This window comes from Gammaproteobacteria bacterium, assembly GCA_022450155.1.
Taxonomy (GTDB): domain Bacteria; phylum Pseudomonadota; class Gammaproteobacteria; order Arenicellales; family UBA868; genus REDSEA-S09-B13.
In genome coordinates this window covers 85,409-102,626 of the sequence record JAKUQR010000004.1, presented here as the reverse complement: position 1 = coordinate 102,626, position 17,218 = coordinate 85,409, and the positions used below count along the sequence as shown (strand labels likewise).

Below are 17,218 nucleotides of genomic sequence, written 5' to 3'. Positions count from 1 at the left end.
GGGGATTAGTACCTGTCAGTCGTTCCCGTCAATTGATCAGGTCCAACGACGATGGACTGCAAGCCACTGGCGTGGCTCTGATGCGTAATATCCTGGCGCTCTGCCACCTCCTGCACTTCGGGTCTGTTCACCAGATCAGCCAAACTGATTCCGTCTAGAAACTTGTAAATCTCTCGGCTGAGATCGGCCCAGAGTTCATGCGTAAGGCACTTTTTTCCATCCTGGCAGTTTGCCTCACCGCCACATCGGGTCATATCAGCTTTTTCATCAACCGCGCTGATGATTGCAGCGACTGAGATGGCTTCAGCACCCTGTGCTAGCCGGTACCCCCCACCGGGGCCCCGCGTGCCCTTGACCAGACCGTCGCGGCGTAATTTGGCAAATAACTGTTCGAGATACGACAGTGAAATTTCCTGTTTCAACGCGATATCCTGGAGTGTCACAGCACCCTTACCCTGATTCAGCGCCAGGTCAAGCATTGCAGTCACCGCATAGCGGCCCTTGGTTGTTAATCGCATATTTATCCCCCTATGTCTAAAATAGAGTCCAAAGCGCCGCAAACTCAGTCGCCGGACGAGAGGGCCACTCGCGAGTTTTCGCTCTTGAGCTCACCCCATTGGCTTAATGCATCGCCAGATTAACCAAGTATCATTATAAGGATTTAGGCACTAAAAACCAAGTGTGCTTGTAGGTTAATTAGCTTTTTGTGCTCAGCCGACGCTTTACGGTCGCCGAGCCGTCGCCAACCAGCTGTAAAGTCCTGCCATGATGCCAAATGCGCACAAGGCCGTGCCCAACCCCTGGGCTGCCGCCACCGATCCCAGCGCCTCACTGCCGAACAGCAGTACGAGCACACCGGACAGCCCGACTGCACTGCCCAGCAGGGCGCCTGTCAGCCGCCGCTCACTGCGGTCAATCTGACGATTAAGCGCCTCAATCTCCCGGGTTCGGGTCTGCGAATGCAATTCATCATCTTGAAGGCGCTGCAACAAATCGTGTGTCAGACCCGGTAGCCGTGGCAGTAGCGCTGCGATTTGCGGGAGTTCCTGTCGAACGGCACGTAAAATCGCCTGTGGCCCGATCTGCTCACGCTTCCAACGTTCGAGGAACGGTTTGGCCGTTTCCCACAGATCGAGTTCGGGATAAAGCTGACGACCCAAACCTTCGATGTTCAACAGGGTTTTCTGTAATAGGACCAACTGCGGTTGCACCGGCATATTGAACCGCCGCGCCACCTGGAAAAGCCGGATCACCAGTCGACCAAACGATATTTCGCTGATCGGTTTGGCAAAGATCGGTTCACAGACGGTACGAACCGCTGACTCAAATTCATCAACTCGGGTATCCGCCGGTACCCACCCCGCCCGCAGGTGTGCTTGAGCAACAGCTCGGTAGTCACGATTGAAAAAGCCGAGTAGATTTTCGGCCAGGTATCGCTTGTCCAGTTCGCTCAATGTTCCCATGATACCGAAGTCAACCGCCCGATATTGACCATCGGGGCCGACAAAAATGTTACCCGGATGCATGTCAGCGTGGAAAAACCCATCACGAAATGCCTGTGTAAAAAATATTTCTACGCCATTGTGTGCCAGTTGCTTCATATCCACACCCGCTTTTTTTATCGCGTCGACATCGCGTATGGGTATGCCATCGATCTGTTCCATGACCATGACGTCACGCCGGCAGTGCTCCCAGTGGACTTGCGGCACGTAGATCAGGTCGGAGTCCAGAAAATTGTGACGCAACTGGGCTGCGTTGGCTGCTTCCCGCATCAGGTCAAGTTCGTCATGAATCGTCTTATCGTAGTCTTCGACGATTTCCACCGGGCGCAGCCGTTTCGCTTCTGACCAGTGTCTGTCGGCCATATGCGCCAGGGCATGAAGCACGGCGAGGTCTTTGTTTATCGCAGCCTCTATCCCGGGGCGCAATACCTTGACCACCACTTTGGTCCCGTCAAGAAGCCTCGCCCTGTGTACCTGGGCCACTGAAGCCGAGGCCATAGGCTGATCCTCGAATTCAGCCAGATGTGCTTCCACCGCTACGCCGTAGGCCGATTCAATGACAGCACGCGCTTTCTGACCGGGGAAAGGTTCGACACGGTCCTGGAGCCGGGTTAATTCACTGGCGATATCTTCCGGAATCAGGTCAGGTCGTGTCGACAATAGCTGCCCGAACTTCACGAAGATCGGACCGAGCTCTTCCAGCGCCTCCCGCAGCCTCTGGCCACGCGGTTTTTCCAGTTTCCGGAACCAAAAACCGGGGAAAACGTAAAGCAAAGCCCGATACGGCCGGAACAGGTGCAAGACCGTGATGAACTCATCCAGCCCGTGCCTGACCAGAATCTGGACGATACGAAATAACCGGAGTGTCTGCCTGGCGCCAACCATCATCAGCTTTTACGATCAACCTTTTCCAACGTACCCAGTCGGCTTGCCAACCGCTCGGTGTCATTTCGCAGTTGATCTACCGCAATGAGGAACCGATCGATTCTTGGTCTCGCTACAAGAAGCTGCTTCTCTTCAGTGAGATACTCGCCCGTATTGACAGCGATCGACTGACCGACCTGCTCGGCCCATTCGGCGAAGGATCGAATCTGATTACCGGCCTGGCGGGCCGGCATGTCGCCGATCAGTGACGACAATTGTTCTTCGAAATCTGGCTGCAGTGATCTGAGAAAATCTCGCAGTACCGCAACCGAATGAGCGTCACCGCTGATCTCCAACAGCTGGTCAGGGTTAGCCGATCCCCTGACGCTGGCGGTCGCACTTCGCACATACGCGAGTAACCCACCCTTGATGACAATGTCGGGGTTTTGATCGTGATTGATCTCAATCGTCACCCGTTCGCGATGGGGCAGAAGGTAGAAACTTCCATCGATCGATTCGATGTTCATTGCAATGACCCTACCGTCCAACTTAGCCAACAGCTGCACAGACGCAGGATCCATCGCCAGCGTCGCGTTCAGGGCACGTTCAAGAACCGACGCTATGATCTGTCGGAATTCCATAAGCGATCAGAACTAACCCTCAGTATCGAAACCCAACATGCAGTGCCACCACGCCACCGCTCAAGTTGTGATACGACACGTCTTCAAGTCCGGCTGAGAGCATCATCTCTTTCAGTGTTTCCTGATCAGGGTGACGGCGGATAGATTCGACGAGATAGCGATAACTGTCTTCATCACCGGCGACTACCCTGCCCAGAGTGGGAATCAGCTTGAACGAATAGTGGTCGTACCAGCGGGCAAAAGGTCCGTCTCGCGGCTGCGAAAACTCAAGCACCAGCATGCGGCCGCCTGGCCGAAGCATCCTGGTCATGGCTTGGAGTGCAGTCGGGATACGCGTCACATTTCTCAGCCCAAAGGCGATGCTCACACAGTCAAATCGATGTTCAATGAAAGGCAGTTGTTCAGCGTTTGCAATCAGTAGTTCGACACCTTGTACCATACCGGCGTCTACAAGTCGCGATCGACCAACCGCAAGCATCTCGGCATTGATATCCACACCAATAACCCGACCGTCGGGGCCGACACGCTCTGCAAATCGGCGAACGAGATCAGCTGTGCCGGTGGCCACATCAAGAACTTTGTGACCGGCTCGTACACCACTCCTGCTGATCACGAAATCTTTCCACAAGCGGTGACCACCCAGGGACATCAGGTCGTTCATTAAATCGTATTGACCCGCTACGGAACGAAAGACACTCGCAACCAGCGTATCTTTCTCATCTTCGTCCACCTGACGGAAACCGAAGTGTGCTACCTGGGGGTTGGTACCTTGCGTTCCCATGGTCGGTGCGCTCCTGTTGGCGGCAGGAGACGATACACCCTTTACCAACGGTGATCGTCTAGTCTGCTTGAAGCCAGCCGGCTACCTCTTCAGCAAAATAGGTCAGAATGGCATCAGCGCCAGCGCGCTTAAAGCCCAGCAAGGCTTCGCTGACAACTGCGCGGCGCATCAGCCAACCGTTCTGAGCTGCTGCACACAACATCGCGTACTCCCCGCTGACCTGGTACACGAATGTGGGCACACCGAGTTCGTGTTTCACCCTGAAGACAATGTCTAAATAGGGCATTCCGGGTTTTACCATGACCATATCAGCACCCTCGGCGAGATCCAGCTCGACTTCCCGAACAGCCTCGTCCGAATTTCCAGGATCGACCTGATAGCTGTATTTATCACCACCACCAAGGTTTGCTGCAGATCCCACGGCATCACGAAAAGGCCCATAAAAAGCTGAGGCGTACTTGGCTGAATAAGCAAGAATCCGTGTATTCACATAGCCCTGTCCTTCAAAGGCCTCTCGTATCGCCCCGATTCGGCCATCCATCATGTCAGACGGCGCCACAATCTGTGCGCCAGCCTCAGCGTGAGACAGTGCCTGCCGAACAAGCACTTCTACAGTCGCGTCGTTGACGACGTAGCCACTGTCGTCCAGCAGTCCGTCCTGTCCATGACTGGTGTAAGGATCAAGCGCTACATCGGTAATCACGCCCAGCTCGGGCAAGTGTTCACGCAACGCACGCACGACGCAGGGAATGAGTCCATCTGGGTTAAAAGATTCTTCAGCATCGGGCGTTTTGGCTTCTGCTCGTATGACCGGGAACAGTGCGACAGCCGGAATTCCCAATGTAACCAGATTCTCAGCTTTGTTGAGAATCAGATCCAAGCTCAAGCGCTCAATACCCGGCATAGTCGGAATCGCTTCACGGTAATTCTGCCCCTCGCACACAAAAAGGGGCTGAATCAGGTCGTCACAGCTCAAAGTGACTTCACGCACCAGTTTCCGGTTGAAAGCATCCCGCCTGTTACGTCGCATTCGAACGTTGGGGTATTGGTTCATGGCTTGTCAGCGCTTGCGTGTGCGTTTTTTAGCTGCAGATTTCCGCACCATGACTTTTTTCTTGACGACCTTTCTTTTGGTCACTTTTTTCTTGACCACCTTCTGCTTGCCGGCCTTTTTCTTGACCGCTTTTTTCTTGACCACTTTCTTAGAGGCCACAACGGATAAGCGACGCTTCGCCTGACCAACAGCTTTATCATCGTCAGCGCGGCTGTCTTTACGAACCACCGTGCCACCGCTGATCAACGTTACAACATCGGATCGACACTCACGACCGGATTCTGTCGCGATGACTTTCGTCTCCAGAGGTCGAATCTCGGTGTCTACGATCTCGCATATACGTTCAAAAATATCCTGTATTTCGCCCTCTCCCTCGACAGTACGCAATTTATGCTGGGCCTTGAAATAGGTGATCAGCGGCGCAGTATCCTGCTCGTAAGCGTCCAAGCGTGCGCGCACCGCCCGCTGATTATCATCCGGTCGTTGAGCAAGCGCTTTCGAACCACAGTGATCACAGATTCCGCGTTTGGCTGGCGGCGAGAAATATCGGTTGTATGATGCACCGCATTCCGCGCACTCCAGGCGCCCAAGGGTTCGCTTTTTAACCACCGCTGGGCTGAGCGAAAAATACAAGACTAACTGTAGCGGCCGGTTCATCCAGCCCAAGCGTGTATCAAGCTGCTGGGCCTGGGGTATCGTGCGGGGAAAGCCATCCAGAACAAACCCTCGTTTGCTTTCGTTGCTGCGAAGCCGTTCCGTTACCGCGTCGATTACAATGCCGTCCGATACCAGTTCGCCCGACGCTATGATCGATTCGACCCGTTTACCCAGTTCGGTTTTCTCTGTCACCGCCTGCCGAAGAAGCTCTCCACTGGAGATCTGTGGCACTCGGTATTTTTCAGCCATCAATTTAGCTTGGGTTCCCTTTCCGGAACCCGGCACACCCAACAGCACTATTCTCATTCTAGGGTCCTTGTTTTACCGGTGTTTCATCGGCGAACACAAGCCGAAAACTCAGCTATCCCTACTACCCGATCTCTCCCCGCGACGAAAAATCGGGGCGCCTACTATAGTTCCGTTTCTCCATCTGTCAATGTATCCGCAGCCTGCAATGGCTGGCGCTGACAATATAATGTTGAATGCCTAGCGTGGGCCGGCGATCAGATTGCGTTCCAGCAGGGTGAAAACCGATTGCCAGCACGGCAACATTACGTGTATGGCTATACTTGATTTTCGGCGGTCGTACTTGATACCCCGATTAATTTATTTAAGGAAGAGAGACCATGGCCCAAGGCAGAAACGCGTTTTATGCACAGTCCGGCGGTGTCACAGCTGTAATCAACGCTTCAGCCTGTGGTGTAATAGAAACCGCACGGAGCAATCGACAACAGATCGGTAAGGTCTATGCCGGTCGCAACGGTATCATCGGCGCTTTGAACGAGGACCTCATTGACACCAGCCGTGAATCGAAGACCACGATCACAGCACTGCGCCATACCCCCGCTGGCGCATTCGGTTCCTGTCGCTACAAACTCAAGAGCCTCGCTGAGAGCGCAGCCGAATATGAACGGCTCATCGAGGTCTTCAAGGCGCACAACATCGGTTATTTCTTCTACAACGGTGGAGGGGATTCTGCCGATACCTGCCTTAAGGTCTCACAACTAGCCAGAACAAAAGGCTATCCGATACAGGCCATCCACATTCCCAAGACCGTGGATAACGACCTGCCGATTACCGACAATTGTCCAGGATTCGGGTCTGTGGCCAAGTACATCGCCGTCTCCACACGAGAAGCCAGTTTTGACGTGGCCTCCATGGCCAAAACGTCAACCAAAGTTTTCATCGTTGAGGTCATGGGTCGGCACGCTGGTTGGATTGCCGCAGCGGGTGGGATGGCGTCGGACCGAAAAACCGAAATTCCGATACTCATCTTGTTTCCGGAAATCCCTTTTGAACGCAAACGCTTTGCTGCTGCGGTCACCCGCAAGATTAAGCGTTTTGGATACTGTTCTATCGTTGTCTCGGAAGGCGCGCGCGAAGCGAGTGGCCGATTCCTGGCCGACCAGGGCCTTAAAGATGCATTTGGCCACACGCAACTTGGTGGTGTGGCGCCAGTCGTCGCCGGAATGATTCGCGATGACCTCGGACTGAAGTACCACTGGGCAGTTGCCGACTATCTTCAGCGTGCTGCCCGTCACATCGCATCCAAAACCGACGTCGACCAGGCCTATGCCACTGGCCGGGCGGCGGTTGAATTTGCTCTAGCTGGCAAGAACGCCGTTATGCCAGCTATAGTGCGGTTGTCAGACTCTCCCTATCGCTGGACGATTGGCGAGGCGGACCTAAACCGGGTCGCAAACCGGGAAAAATTGATGCCCCGCAGTTTTATCAGTCGCGACGGCTATGGCATTACAGCCAGATGTCGACAGTACCTGATGCCGCTGATCACCGGGGAAGACTATCCACCGTACCATCAAGGCTTACCGCAGTATGCGCGATTGAAGAACACACCGGTAAAAAGAAAACTGGCAAAAACTTTCAACCTCTGATTGGACCGCTAGCATCTAGATGACATTACTGTACTCCAGCGCTGCCGAGGGTCCTGGTGGACTTGCCAGCCACCCCAGCTAGACTATGTTCTCCGGAACACCGGAATTCAACGATAGTCAGAACAGGGAATAACGAACAGCGCCACAGCATCATGAATCAGCCGATCGCACAGACAGAATTTATTGCGCAGGAACCGTTCTACGCGACTCAAGGGGAAGAAATACAGGTCTTTGAAGCCGCTTACAACAACTGTATCCCGATACTGCTCAAAGGACCCACCGGTTGTGGCAAAACCCGCTTTATGGAACATATGGCCTGGAGACTGAAACGCCCCCTGGTCACCGTATCGTGCCATGATGACCTAACTGCCTCGGACCTCGTCGGCCGTTATCTGATAATCGGCGGTGAAACACGTTGGATTGACGGGCCGCTGACACGCGCGGTACGACAGGGCGCACTGTGCTACCTTGATGAGATCGTCGAAGCCAGAAAGGATACGACCGTGGTCATTCATCCGCTGGCAGATGACCGGCGCATACTGCCGATTGAGAAGACAGGTGAAACAGTCAAGGCCCCCGGAGAATTCTGCCTTACTATTTCCTACAACCCAGGCTATCAGAGTGTCCTTAAGGACCTGAAACAAAGCACCCGACAGCGATTTGTGGCCATAGATTTTGACTACCCTGAAGCTGAAATGGAAACGAGCATCGTTGCCCATGAATCAGGCATCGATAAACAGACGGCACAACTGCTGGTTCGGTATGCTGCAATGACCCGTAATCTTAAAGGCAACGGACTGGAAGAAGGTGCCAGTACACGGTTGCTTGTCCATGCAGCCAAACTCATGCATAGCGGGGTCGAACCCCGCACAGCCTGCCGAGGTGCCATTGCAGCATCACTCACAGATGAGCCCGACATGCTGGCGGCGGTCAATGAACTGGGCACGACCTTGTTTTAGCTCACTGCCGGGCAAATGACCATGGCAGACATTCATCCGGCACCAGTGCTTGGCATCATTGGCGGCAGCGGTCTGTACGACCTTCAGGGACTGGAGAATATCCATTGGCAACAGGTTAAAAGTCCCTGGGGAGACCCATCGGACGAGTTACTTCGTGGACGACTCGACGGTGTGCAGATGGTTTTTCTGCCCCGGCATGGCCGTGGACATCGACTCAGCCCGAGCAGCATTAATTACCGAGCCAACATCGATGCACTCAAGCGAGCTGGTGTGACTGACATTATCTCCTTGTCAGCCGTAGGTTCTTTTCGCGACGAACTGGCGCCAGGGACCTTCGTGATTATCGATCAGTTCATAGACCGGACGTTTGCACGAGAAAAAAGTTTTTTCGGCACCGGTTTAGTCGCCCATGTGTCTATGGCACATCCGGTCAACGCCCGGCTGGGTGACTGGTGCGAGGCCGCCTGCCGGGATTGCAATATTCCAGTTCAACGCGGCGGTATATACCTCGCCATGGAGGGCCCACAGTTTTCGACTCTGGCCGAATCAAATCTCTATCGACAATGGGGCTGTGATGTGATCGGAATGACCAATATGCCGGAGGCTAAGCTCGCCCGTGAGGCAGAAATACCTTACTGTACGGTGGCGATGGTGACCGATTACGACTGCTGGCACCCTGGCCACGACAACGTCAATGTCGAAACAATCATCGAGGTCCTTCTGGACAATGCTGACCGGGCCCGTTCACTGATCAAGACGGTCGCACCTCAAATGCGAAATCGACCGGCACGGTGTCCTTCAGGAGATGACCGGGCACTGGAGTCAGCGTTGATTACAGAACCCGACGCCCGAGACCCGGATGTCGTAAAAATGCTGGATGCGGTTGCCGGCCGATTGTTCGTCTGAAGGCAAAACGACAATGGACATCGAAACACTCATTCGGTCTATACCGGACTATCCAAAAGCTGGCGTTATATTCCGCGACATCACCACGTTGTTGCAGCACCCCGCCGGTTTCCGTAAGACCGTCGACGATTTAGTTCAACCGTTCGCGGGTAATCAGATCGATGCTGTTGCCGGGATTGAAGCACGCGGATTTATTTTGGGCGGAGCAGTTGCGCACCAACTATCTGTTGGTTTTATCGCCGTACGCAAAAAGGGGAAACTGCCGTGGCAAACAATCGGCAAACGCTATGATCTCGAATACGGCAAGGATGAAGTTGAAATTCACACCGACAGCGCCCAGCCAGGAGACCGAATCCTGCTGGTTGATGACCTGATCGCCACCGGTGGGACAGCGTGCGCGACAGTCGCCCTGCTTCGTGATGCTGGTGCACTCGTTGTGGGTGCGAGTTTCGTGATCGATCTGCCTGACCTTGGTGGGAAAGAAAAACTCCAAGCGATGGATGTTCCCACGCGCACTTTGATCGCCTTCGAGGGCGACTAAGATCAGGGCAGATTGAGTGGCTCTGTTCCGGAGCGCTGCCGAATTCGGTCAATCGCCCTGCGTATCGACGGCCGCTTCACGATAGCCAATTCGAGCCTGTGTTTCCCTGGAAATTCGAGCAGGCTGATCCCAATCAGAATGGTCAGAATACCCTGCCCAGGCAATACCAGCATAGCCAGACCAAGCAATACCAGAAGCACACCGACCAGATTCTTAGTGACGCGAATCACCAGCCATAGGGCGGTGTACCGATAGCGCCAGTGGTCTCGACTCGCTTTAGAGCGCATAAAATAATCCGCATCCATGCGAGCGATAGCCATAAAGATCACTACGGCGTAAATCCCGGCCAGGAGCAACGACACGACCAGCGTACCCGTGACCACCAACGGGTGTGTCTGAACCCACAGTAGTACTGTACTTAATCCGCCCATTTTTACCCCTGATCTGCCGAGCGTGCACTGTAGCCTGACCCGGTTGCCTGCGGCAAACGGGCCCAACGCAAGCCAAACCGTGGCTTCTCGGTATACTTACTTGACTCATGAGGCTGTACAGCAGCACCGATTGCGTTGATGCCTGAACAAAAATCTTTTTCTTTTGAAGCACTTGAAGAACGTTTCGATGAAATGCTCGACGCGGTCCTGTCATCGAGGCGAACGGCCCGGGAACCCGCGCTGGCCCTGTCGGTCTGCACCAGAACACAGCAGGAGTTCGCTCTCCACTGGCTAGAGGTCATCATCCGCACCAACTCCGAGATGGGTTTTCAGTTCGTTCGTCACGCAGCGCGAGCTCTTGAGTTTATGGATCTGAGGCAGGTTGAGGACTGGATCATTAACGCCATGGATGTTTATGACCGCCAGGGTCTTTATCCCGGAAGTGAAGCCTTCGCCGCCGTTGATACTTTCGCTCGTGAAGAGAGTCTGCGCCCGGTTACCGTCCACCTCGACGATACCGTCGGTGTGCTTAATCACTACATCCGCGGTCTGGCAGGTCGGTCTTTACGCATTGAGTCCAGTAATGAAGTATTTACAGATACCGAAGTGCTCTTCCTGCCAGCTCTGCTCAACCGTTATGGTGACAAACAGAACAATTTCTCGCTGTACAAACTCATGACAACCTACCTTTGGGCACAAACGCGCTTCGGCACATTTCGAAAACAAACCCAGGACGATCCACCACTGTCAGCACGCCTGGCTGAATATTCAGAGCCTCAACGAGCGCTATCGCTATTTTTTGCACTTGAATCAATACGCCTTGAAGCTTGCATTAAACGAGAGTTACCCGGTTTGTGGCGCCAGATGAACACTCTGCTAGAAAATACTGGCGACAAACCTGCAGCTATCGAGTGGCAACATGCTACATCTGCACTCAAAGAACCAGCCTCGACCATCGAGACGACACTTGAACAACTTAAGCTGATTTATCCTCGCTCAGTCACCGCGCCCGCTCCCCAACCCTGGCAGGGAACTCTTCAACTCGAGCTCGCCGAACAGGTACTCGCCATACGAATGGAACGGGATCGCGAAGAACTCAAGGTCCGTCTAAGCGAACTGCTGCGCGATGATCAAACCTTGGATGATTCAGCAATACGACAAATTGAATTGCAGACGCCGGAAAACACAACCGGGGAGACAGAGTTGATGCTGGAGATAAACGGCAACCCTGTGGCTACTCCAGCCGATATCAAACGGATTCTGCAGTCGATGCTGCTGGACCTAGATGAAATCCCACCGGAATATCTCGTCGCGGCCGGCGCAGGAGATTACGACGCAGGTCCTAGAGAAGACAGCAGCGCCAAAGACATGTGGAAAGGATCCTACCGTGAGGAAGGCGCACTACACTACGATGAATGGGATTTCCGACGGCGTCACTACCGTAAAGGATGGTGCGTGCTGAGAGAAATCGATATGCGATCGGTAGACAAGCCGTTTGTGGCGGAAACGCTTGAAAAATACCATGGTCTAGTCACAGAAATTCGTCGGAGTTTTGAGGCACTTCGCGGTGGTGAACGACGCCTGAAACGACAGGCTTATGGGGACGATATCGACCTAGATGCCGCAATTGAAGCCAGAATCGAAGCCATTTCTGGCCGAGAGATGCCGGAAAACCTCTTCACCTGCCCGCAACGGCTGGAACGCGATATTGCTGTGATTTTTATGGTCGACGTCAGTGGCTCGACTAAGGGCTGGATCAACGACGCAGAAAGAGAAAGCCTGGTGCTACTGTGCGAAGCCCTGGAAATTTTGGGTGACCGTTATGCCATTTATGGCTTTTCGGGCATGACTCGAAAACGCTGTGAGCTTTATCGTATCAAGCGGATTGATGAAATCTATGGCCAGGAAGTCAAAGCGCGTATCGCCGGCATCCAACCGCAGGACTACACGCGCATGGGTGTAACGATCCGCCACCTTACTCACCTGTTTGAAAATATAGAGGCACGGACACGCCTCTTAATCACCTTGTCCGACGGTAAACCGGATGACTATGACGGCTACCGCGGTGAGTATGGCATCGAAGACACTCGGCAAGCACTAGTTGAAGCCAAGCGGGCGGGCATACATCCGTTCTGTATCACCATCGACCGCGAAGCACGAGACTACCTGCCACACATGTACGGGGCAGTCAACTACACCGTGGTCGACGATGTACACCAACTGCCGGTCAAGGTGTCAGAGATCTACCGGCGTCTGACCACCTGACCGCCTATAGACCGAAGCCCTTTTTTAGGGCATTTTTTGCGCACCCTTGAAAAAAGTTGACCGGCACAATATGTTGGGCGTATGCTCTGTTCAATGCCACAACATATAGTGTTATTGGTCAGACCTACCCAAACAAAGTGGCGTTTTCAGATTCGTAAATAGTAAGTGGTGAATAACCGGCTACCCCTTTAATTTTGAGGGCGCAGCCTGCCGGGTCTTTTACCCCACTCAAGGAATAACAACAAATGACAAAGGCATCACTGGAACAGCGCAAGACCGATGCCTCGGGGGTTGAGTTACAACCTGCGTCCATTGATATCTGGGACAAGAAGTACCGGCTCAAAGCAAAGTCGGGCCATGTGATTGACCGCACCATCGATGACACCTTCAAGCGGGTCGCAAGTGCGTTGGCTGCGGTTGAACAGACCAGTGAAAAACAAGATCACTGGTATAAAGAATTTTTGTGGGCGCTTAGAAACGGCGCCATCCCAGCAGGCCGAATCATTTCTAATGCGGGTGCTCGCGAACACAAACCAGCGACCAGTACGATCAACTGTACCGTGTCTGGCACCATCCCTGATTCAATGAAAGGCATACTGACTGAAGTTCATGATGCCGGTCTGACACTGAAAGCCGGTTGTGGCATTGGTTACGAGTTCTCTACGTTGCGGCCAAAAGGCGCTTTTGTGAGCGGCGCGGGCGCTTACACCTCCGGACCGCTGTCTTTTATGGATATTTTTGACGCCATGTGTTTCACGGTGTCTTCTGCGGGTGGCCGTCGCGGCGCACAAATGGGCACTTTTGACATCGCCCACCCGGATATCGTTGATTTTATTCAGTCTAAGCGGGAAAACGGCCGACTCCGGCAGTTCAATCTATCGTGTTTGGTTACCGATGGGTTCATGCAAGCAGTACAAAATGATGCCGACTGGGAACTGCTATTCCCTGCTCTGGTAACAGAAATTGATGATCCTGAGAGCAAGATCACCTGGCGCCACTGGCCCAGTCGCGAGGGCTATGTCACCAACGATAAAGGCGAGGTCGCCTGCAAAGTCTTTCGCACGTTGCCAGCTCGCCGGTTGTGGAACTTGATTATGTCCTCAACCTACGACTACGCTGAACCGGGATTTATTCTGATTGATCGAATCAACGAGATGAACAATAACTGGTTCTGTGAAGAGATTCGAGCGACCAATCCGTGTGGCGAGCAACCTTTGCCGCCTTATGGCAGTTGTTTGCTGGGCTCGATCAATCTAACCCGCTTTGTGGAACAACCGTTTTCAGTGAGCGTGCGTTTTAATTGGGAACGGTTCCATCGCGTCGTCAGTATATTCTCCCGCATGCTAGACAACGTGGTTGATATTCACGGCTTGCCTCTTGGTCAGCAAGTACACGAGATCGAATATAAACGGCGTCACGGTATGGGCTTTCTGGGTCTGGGTTCTGTATTGGTAATGATGCAGATGAAGTATGGCAGTGAAGATTCACTGGCTTTCACTGAACGCGTTTCACGTGAAATGGCTGAGGTCGGTTGGCAGACCGCTGTTGAGCTCGCTATAGAAAAGGGACCCGCCCCGATTATGCAGGACGAGTTTACAGTCGATAAAGAAATTCTGACCAAACGACCTGAAATGGAAGCCGATGGTTATCAGAATGGTGACCGTGTTAGAGGGTCTGTCTTGATGGCGAAATACAGTCGTTATATGCAACAGTTTCCTGATGAACTTACCGATAAGATTGCTGAGCACGGTGCACGCTACAGTCACCATACTTCTATCGCGCCAACCGGCACCATCAGTTTGTCCCTGGCGAACAACGCGAGCAACGGCATTGAACCGTCTTTTGCCCATTTGTACAGCCGAAACGTCATACGCGAAGGTCGAAAAACCAAGGAAAAAATCGATGTCATGTCGTTTGAGTTACTGGAATATCGGCGCTTGGTCAACCCGGCGGCGGCGCCAGACGACGATAACAATGCGCTACCGGATTATTTTATCAGCGCCGACACCATCACTCCCAAACAGCATGTCGACGTACAGGCCGCTGCACAAAAATGGATAGATTCGTCGATTTCCAAAACTGCCAATGTGCCCACGGACATCCCGTTTGAGGATTTCGAAGATATCTACATGTACGCCTACGAAAAAGGCCTCAAAGGCTGCACGACTTTCCGTTTCAATCCGGATGCCTTCCAGGGCGTGCTGGTCAAAGAAGAAGACCTGGAAAACACCACGTATCGCTTCACTCTGGAAAACGGGGAGGTGATCGAAGCCAAGGGCAACGAAGAAATCGAATACGATGGCGAAACTCATACGGCCGCCAACCTGTTTGATGCCCTAAAAGAAGGTTACTACGGCAAATTTTAGAGTGGAAAATGGTTATTAAGATCGACAACCCCATCGCCGACTTCGAGGTCATCAGTACCGAGGGTGACCCGCCGAAGATCGCTGAGATGGCACCGGAAAACGAAGTCATCGCAGGCATTGAGGGTTCTGCTTCCAACGTCATTCAGATGCATGAGAAGCTCGAACGGCCGGAAATGCTGATCGGCAGCACCTACAAAATCAAGACTCCACTGTCTGAGCATGCGCTTTACGTCACCATCAATGACATCGTACTAAATCCTGAAACGCCTTACGAAAAACGACGCCCATTCGAGATATTTATCAACTCTAAGAACATGGACCATTTTCAGTGGATCGTTGCTCTGACTCGAATTATCTCGGCTGTTTTCCGCAAGGGTGGCGATGCCACCTTTCTGGTCGAAGAACTGCGCAGTGTATTCGATCCTCAAGGTGGCTATTTCAAACGGGGCGGAAAGTACACACCGTCATTGGTTGCTGAGATAGGAGATGCGATCGAAGCACACATGAAAATGATTGGTATGATCCGAGAAGATGATCTCGACGACCATCAGCAAAAACTGGTCGATGACAAGCGCCAGGAATATGAAACCAGAAAACAGCCCTCCCCTGAGGGCGGTTCGACCACTGGATTTCCCGCTGAAGCCAGACTGTGCAGCAAATGCCAAACCAAGGCTGTGGTTCTTCTCGATGGCTGTATGACCTGTCTCAACTGCGGCGACTCTAAATGCGGTTGAACGGTTTTCCGCGACACCGCTGAGCGAAGTTCATGACCGGGTCTCGAACGACCCTTTCTAGGCGCTAGTACCATTACCGCTTGAACCCCTGCCCTTGCTATGCGTCTGCCCATCCTGTGTCTGTGCGCAAATGAGGGAAGGCCTAGGGTCTCAAAACCAATAAACCCCTCGGGGTAGAGAACTGTTAGACGGATCGCTGCATCTGCTGTTTAATTCAATAGACTAGCCACTACGTTGCAAACACAGGCATTCAAGATGATGCCTATTCCTTTGTGACCCAGTTAAAGTTAAACCAACTTACATAGACACCCGTTTCGGAGAACGAGATGACTACACCGAAAACGTTTGGTTTTGACACCCTGACCCTGCACGCGGGACAACAACCCGACCCGACAACGGGTGCGCGTGCTACACCGATCTACCAAACAGCATCTTATGTTTTCAAAAGCCCCGATCATGCAGCAGCACTTTTCAACGCCGAACGTGCCGGTCACGTCTATTCCAGAATCACCAATCCGACTACTGCAGTCCTGGAAGAAAGAATAGCCGCTTTAGAGGGTGGTGTCGGTGCAATCGCCACCGCCAGCGGCCAAGCAGCATGCCATTTGGCTATTGCTACTCTGATGAGTGCGGGCTCACACATCGTGTCCTCAGGTTCAATTTATGGCGGCACCCATAACCTGCTGGACTACACCTTACGCAGATTCGGTATCGAGACCACTTTTGTCGATCCTCGCAACCCGGATGCGTTTGCAGCTGCCATACGACCGGAAACCCGCCTCTTGTTTGGCGAGACGCTCGGCAACCCTGGATTGGAAGTTCTGAATATTCCTGTCCTGGCCGAGGTCGCACACCAGCATGGCCTGCCGCTGATGATTGATTCAACCTTCACCACGCCGTATTTGTGCCGACCATTTGACCTCGGCGCTGACATTATTTTTCACTCGGCCACCAAATTCCTAAGTGGCCATGGTGTAGTGATCGGTGGTCTGCTGGTAGACAGTGGCACTTTCGACTGGGAGGCCTCTGGGATGTTCCCAACGATGACCGAACCTTATGCCGGCTTTCACAACATGAATTTCGCGGTTGAATTTGGCCCCGCAGCGTTTATCACCCGCGCCCGCAAAGAAGGTGCGCGGGACTTCGGTGCCTGTATGAGCCCGACCACGGCATTCCAGGTGCTTCAAGGGATGGAAACCCTGCCGCTTCGTATGCAGCGACATGTCGAAAACACGCGGCTGATCGTCAAGTATCTGTCACAGCACGATGCGGTGGAGTGGGTCAGTTATCCGGAGTTGCCCGACCATCCGGATCACGAACTGGCCAAGGACATTTTGCCGAACGGTTGCGGCGCCGTTTTCAGCTTCGGCATCAAGGGCGGGAGGGCTGCAGGGCAGCGTTTCATTGAAAATGTCGAGCTGCTGTCACATCTTGCCAATGTTGGTGATGCCAAATCACTGGTGATTCACCCCGCCAGCACAACCCACCACCGGATGGATGCCAAGGCACTTCAAGCGGCCGGTATCTCGGAAGGACTGATTCGCCTGTCTGTGGGACTAGAAGATCCACAGGACCTACTGCAGGATCTAGAAACCGCTTTGCGCGCCGCGCAGAAAGCCTGAGCA

The 17,218-nt window shown here is 53.3% G+C and carries 15 protein-coding genes; 8 read left to right on the top strand and 7 right to left on the bottom strand.

Translation table 11 applies throughout. The annotated features are described in order from the left end of the window. Window positions 1-5: 5 nt before the first annotated feature. The 6 genes from MK323_03175 to MK323_03150 form a co-directional block, all read right to left on the bottom strand. Window positions 6-518, bottom strand: a complete 513-nt coding sequence (locus tag MK323_03175; protein MCH2481163.1) for a Fe-S cluster assembly transcription factor — start codon at window positions 516-518, stop codon at window positions 6-8. A gap of 204 nt (window positions 519-722) precedes the next feature. Continuing rightward, the gene (ubiB, locus tag MK323_03170) at window positions 723-2,390 is read right to left on the bottom strand and encodes a ubiquinone biosynthesis regulatory protein kinase UbiB (GenBank protein ID MCH2481162.1); all 1,668 of its coding nucleotides are present in this window, start codon (window positions 2,388-2,390) and stop codon (window positions 723-725) included. Further along, window positions 2,390-3,007: a hypothetical protein gene (locus tag MK323_03165; protein ID MCH2481161.1), complete on the bottom strand. Its 618-nt coding sequence runs from the start codon at window positions 3,005-3,007 to the stop codon at window positions 2,390-2,392. Before MK323_03165 ends, ubiB begins: the two co-directional genes overlap by 1 nt. Before the next feature lie 19 nt (window positions 3,008-3,026). Beyond that, the gene (ubiE, locus tag MK323_03160) at window positions 3,027-3,788 is read right to left on the bottom strand and encodes a bifunctional demethylmenaquinone methyltransferase/2-methoxy-6-polyprenyl-1,4-benzoquinol methylase UbiE (protein ID MCH2481160.1); all 762 of its coding nucleotides are present in this window, start codon (window positions 3,786-3,788) and stop codon (window positions 3,027-3,029) included. A gap of 58 nt (window positions 3,789-3,846) precedes the next feature. After that, window positions 3,847-4,842, bottom strand: a complete 996-nt coding sequence (gene hemB, locus MK323_03155; protein ID MCH2481159.1) for a porphobilinogen synthase — start codon at window positions 4,840-4,842, stop codon at window positions 3,847-3,849. 6 nt (window positions 4,843-4,848) lie between these two features. After that, window positions 4,849-5,805, bottom strand: a complete 957-nt coding sequence (locus MK323_03150) for an adenylate kinase (protein MCH2481158.1) — start codon at window positions 5,803-5,805, stop codon at window positions 4,849-4,851. A gap of 320 nt (window positions 5,806-6,125) precedes the next feature. Between MK323_03150 and MK323_03145 the strand changes: the two genes are divergently transcribed. From MK323_03145 to MK323_03130, 4 genes are all read left to right on the top strand, one after another. Continuing rightward, on the top strand, window positions 6,126-7,391 hold the full coding sequence (locus tag MK323_03145; protein ID MCH2481157.1) for a 6-phosphofructokinase: 1,266 nt from the start codon (window positions 6,126-6,128) through the stop codon (window positions 7,389-7,391). Window positions 7,392-7,543: 152 nt separating this feature from the next. Continuing rightward, window positions 7,544-8,350, top strand: a complete 807-nt coding sequence (locus MK323_03140) for a CbbQ/NirQ/NorQ/GpvN family protein (GenBank protein MCH2481156.1) — start codon at window positions 7,544-7,546, stop codon at window positions 8,348-8,350. Window positions 8,351-8,371: 21 nt separating this feature from the next. Beyond that, window positions 8,372-9,256, top strand: coding sequence for an S-methyl-5'-thioadenosine phosphorylase (locus MK323_03135; GenBank protein ID MCH2481155.1), 885 nt, complete (start codon window positions 8,372-8,374; stop codon window positions 9,254-9,256). 13 nt (window positions 9,257-9,269) lie between these two features. Beyond that, the gene (locus MK323_03130) at window positions 9,270-9,797 is read left to right on the top strand and encodes an adenine phosphoribosyltransferase (protein MCH2481154.1); all 528 of its coding nucleotides are present in this window, start codon (window positions 9,270-9,272) and stop codon (window positions 9,795-9,797) included. Window positions 9,798-9,799: 2 nt separating this feature from the next. On the opposite strand, the gene MK323_03125 is transcribed toward MK323_03130, so the two are convergent. Further along, complete coding sequence (locus MK323_03125; GenBank protein ID MCH2481153.1) at window positions 9,800-10,228, bottom strand: hypothetical protein; 429 nt, start codon at window positions 10,226-10,228, stop codon at window positions 9,800-9,802. Between the two features lie 138 nt (window positions 10,229-10,366). Between MK323_03125 and MK323_03120 the strand changes: the two genes are divergently transcribed. The 4 genes from MK323_03120 (at window position 10,367) to MK323_03105 (ending at window position 17,215) form a co-directional block, all read left to right on the top strand. After that, window positions 10,367-12,493 carry a nitric oxide reductase activation protein gene (locus MK323_03120; protein MCH2481152.1) on the top strand — a complete coding sequence of 709 codons (2,127 nt, stop codon included), beginning with the start codon at window positions 10,367-10,369 and terminating at the stop codon, window positions 12,491-12,493. A gap of 245 nt (window positions 12,494-12,738) precedes the next feature. Then, complete coding sequence (locus tag MK323_03115) at window positions 12,739-14,859, top strand: adenosylcobalamin-dependent ribonucleoside-diphosphate reductase (protein ID MCH2481151.1); 2,121 nt, start codon at window positions 12,739-12,741, stop codon at window positions 14,857-14,859. An 8-nt stretch (window positions 14,860-14,867) separates the two neighbouring features. After that, a complete protein-coding gene (locus MK323_03110) occupies window positions 14,868-15,593 on the top strand; it encodes an NrdJb (GenBank protein MCH2481150.1) in 726 nt (241 codons plus the stop codon). A gap of 326 nt (window positions 15,594-15,919) precedes the next feature. Continuing rightward, entirely contained in the window at window positions 15,920-17,215 is a 1,296-nt protein-coding gene (locus MK323_03105) for an O-acetylhomoserine aminocarboxypropyltransferase (GenBank protein MCH2481149.1), read from the top strand. The last annotated feature ends 3 nt before the right edge of the window (window positions 17,216-17,218 follow it).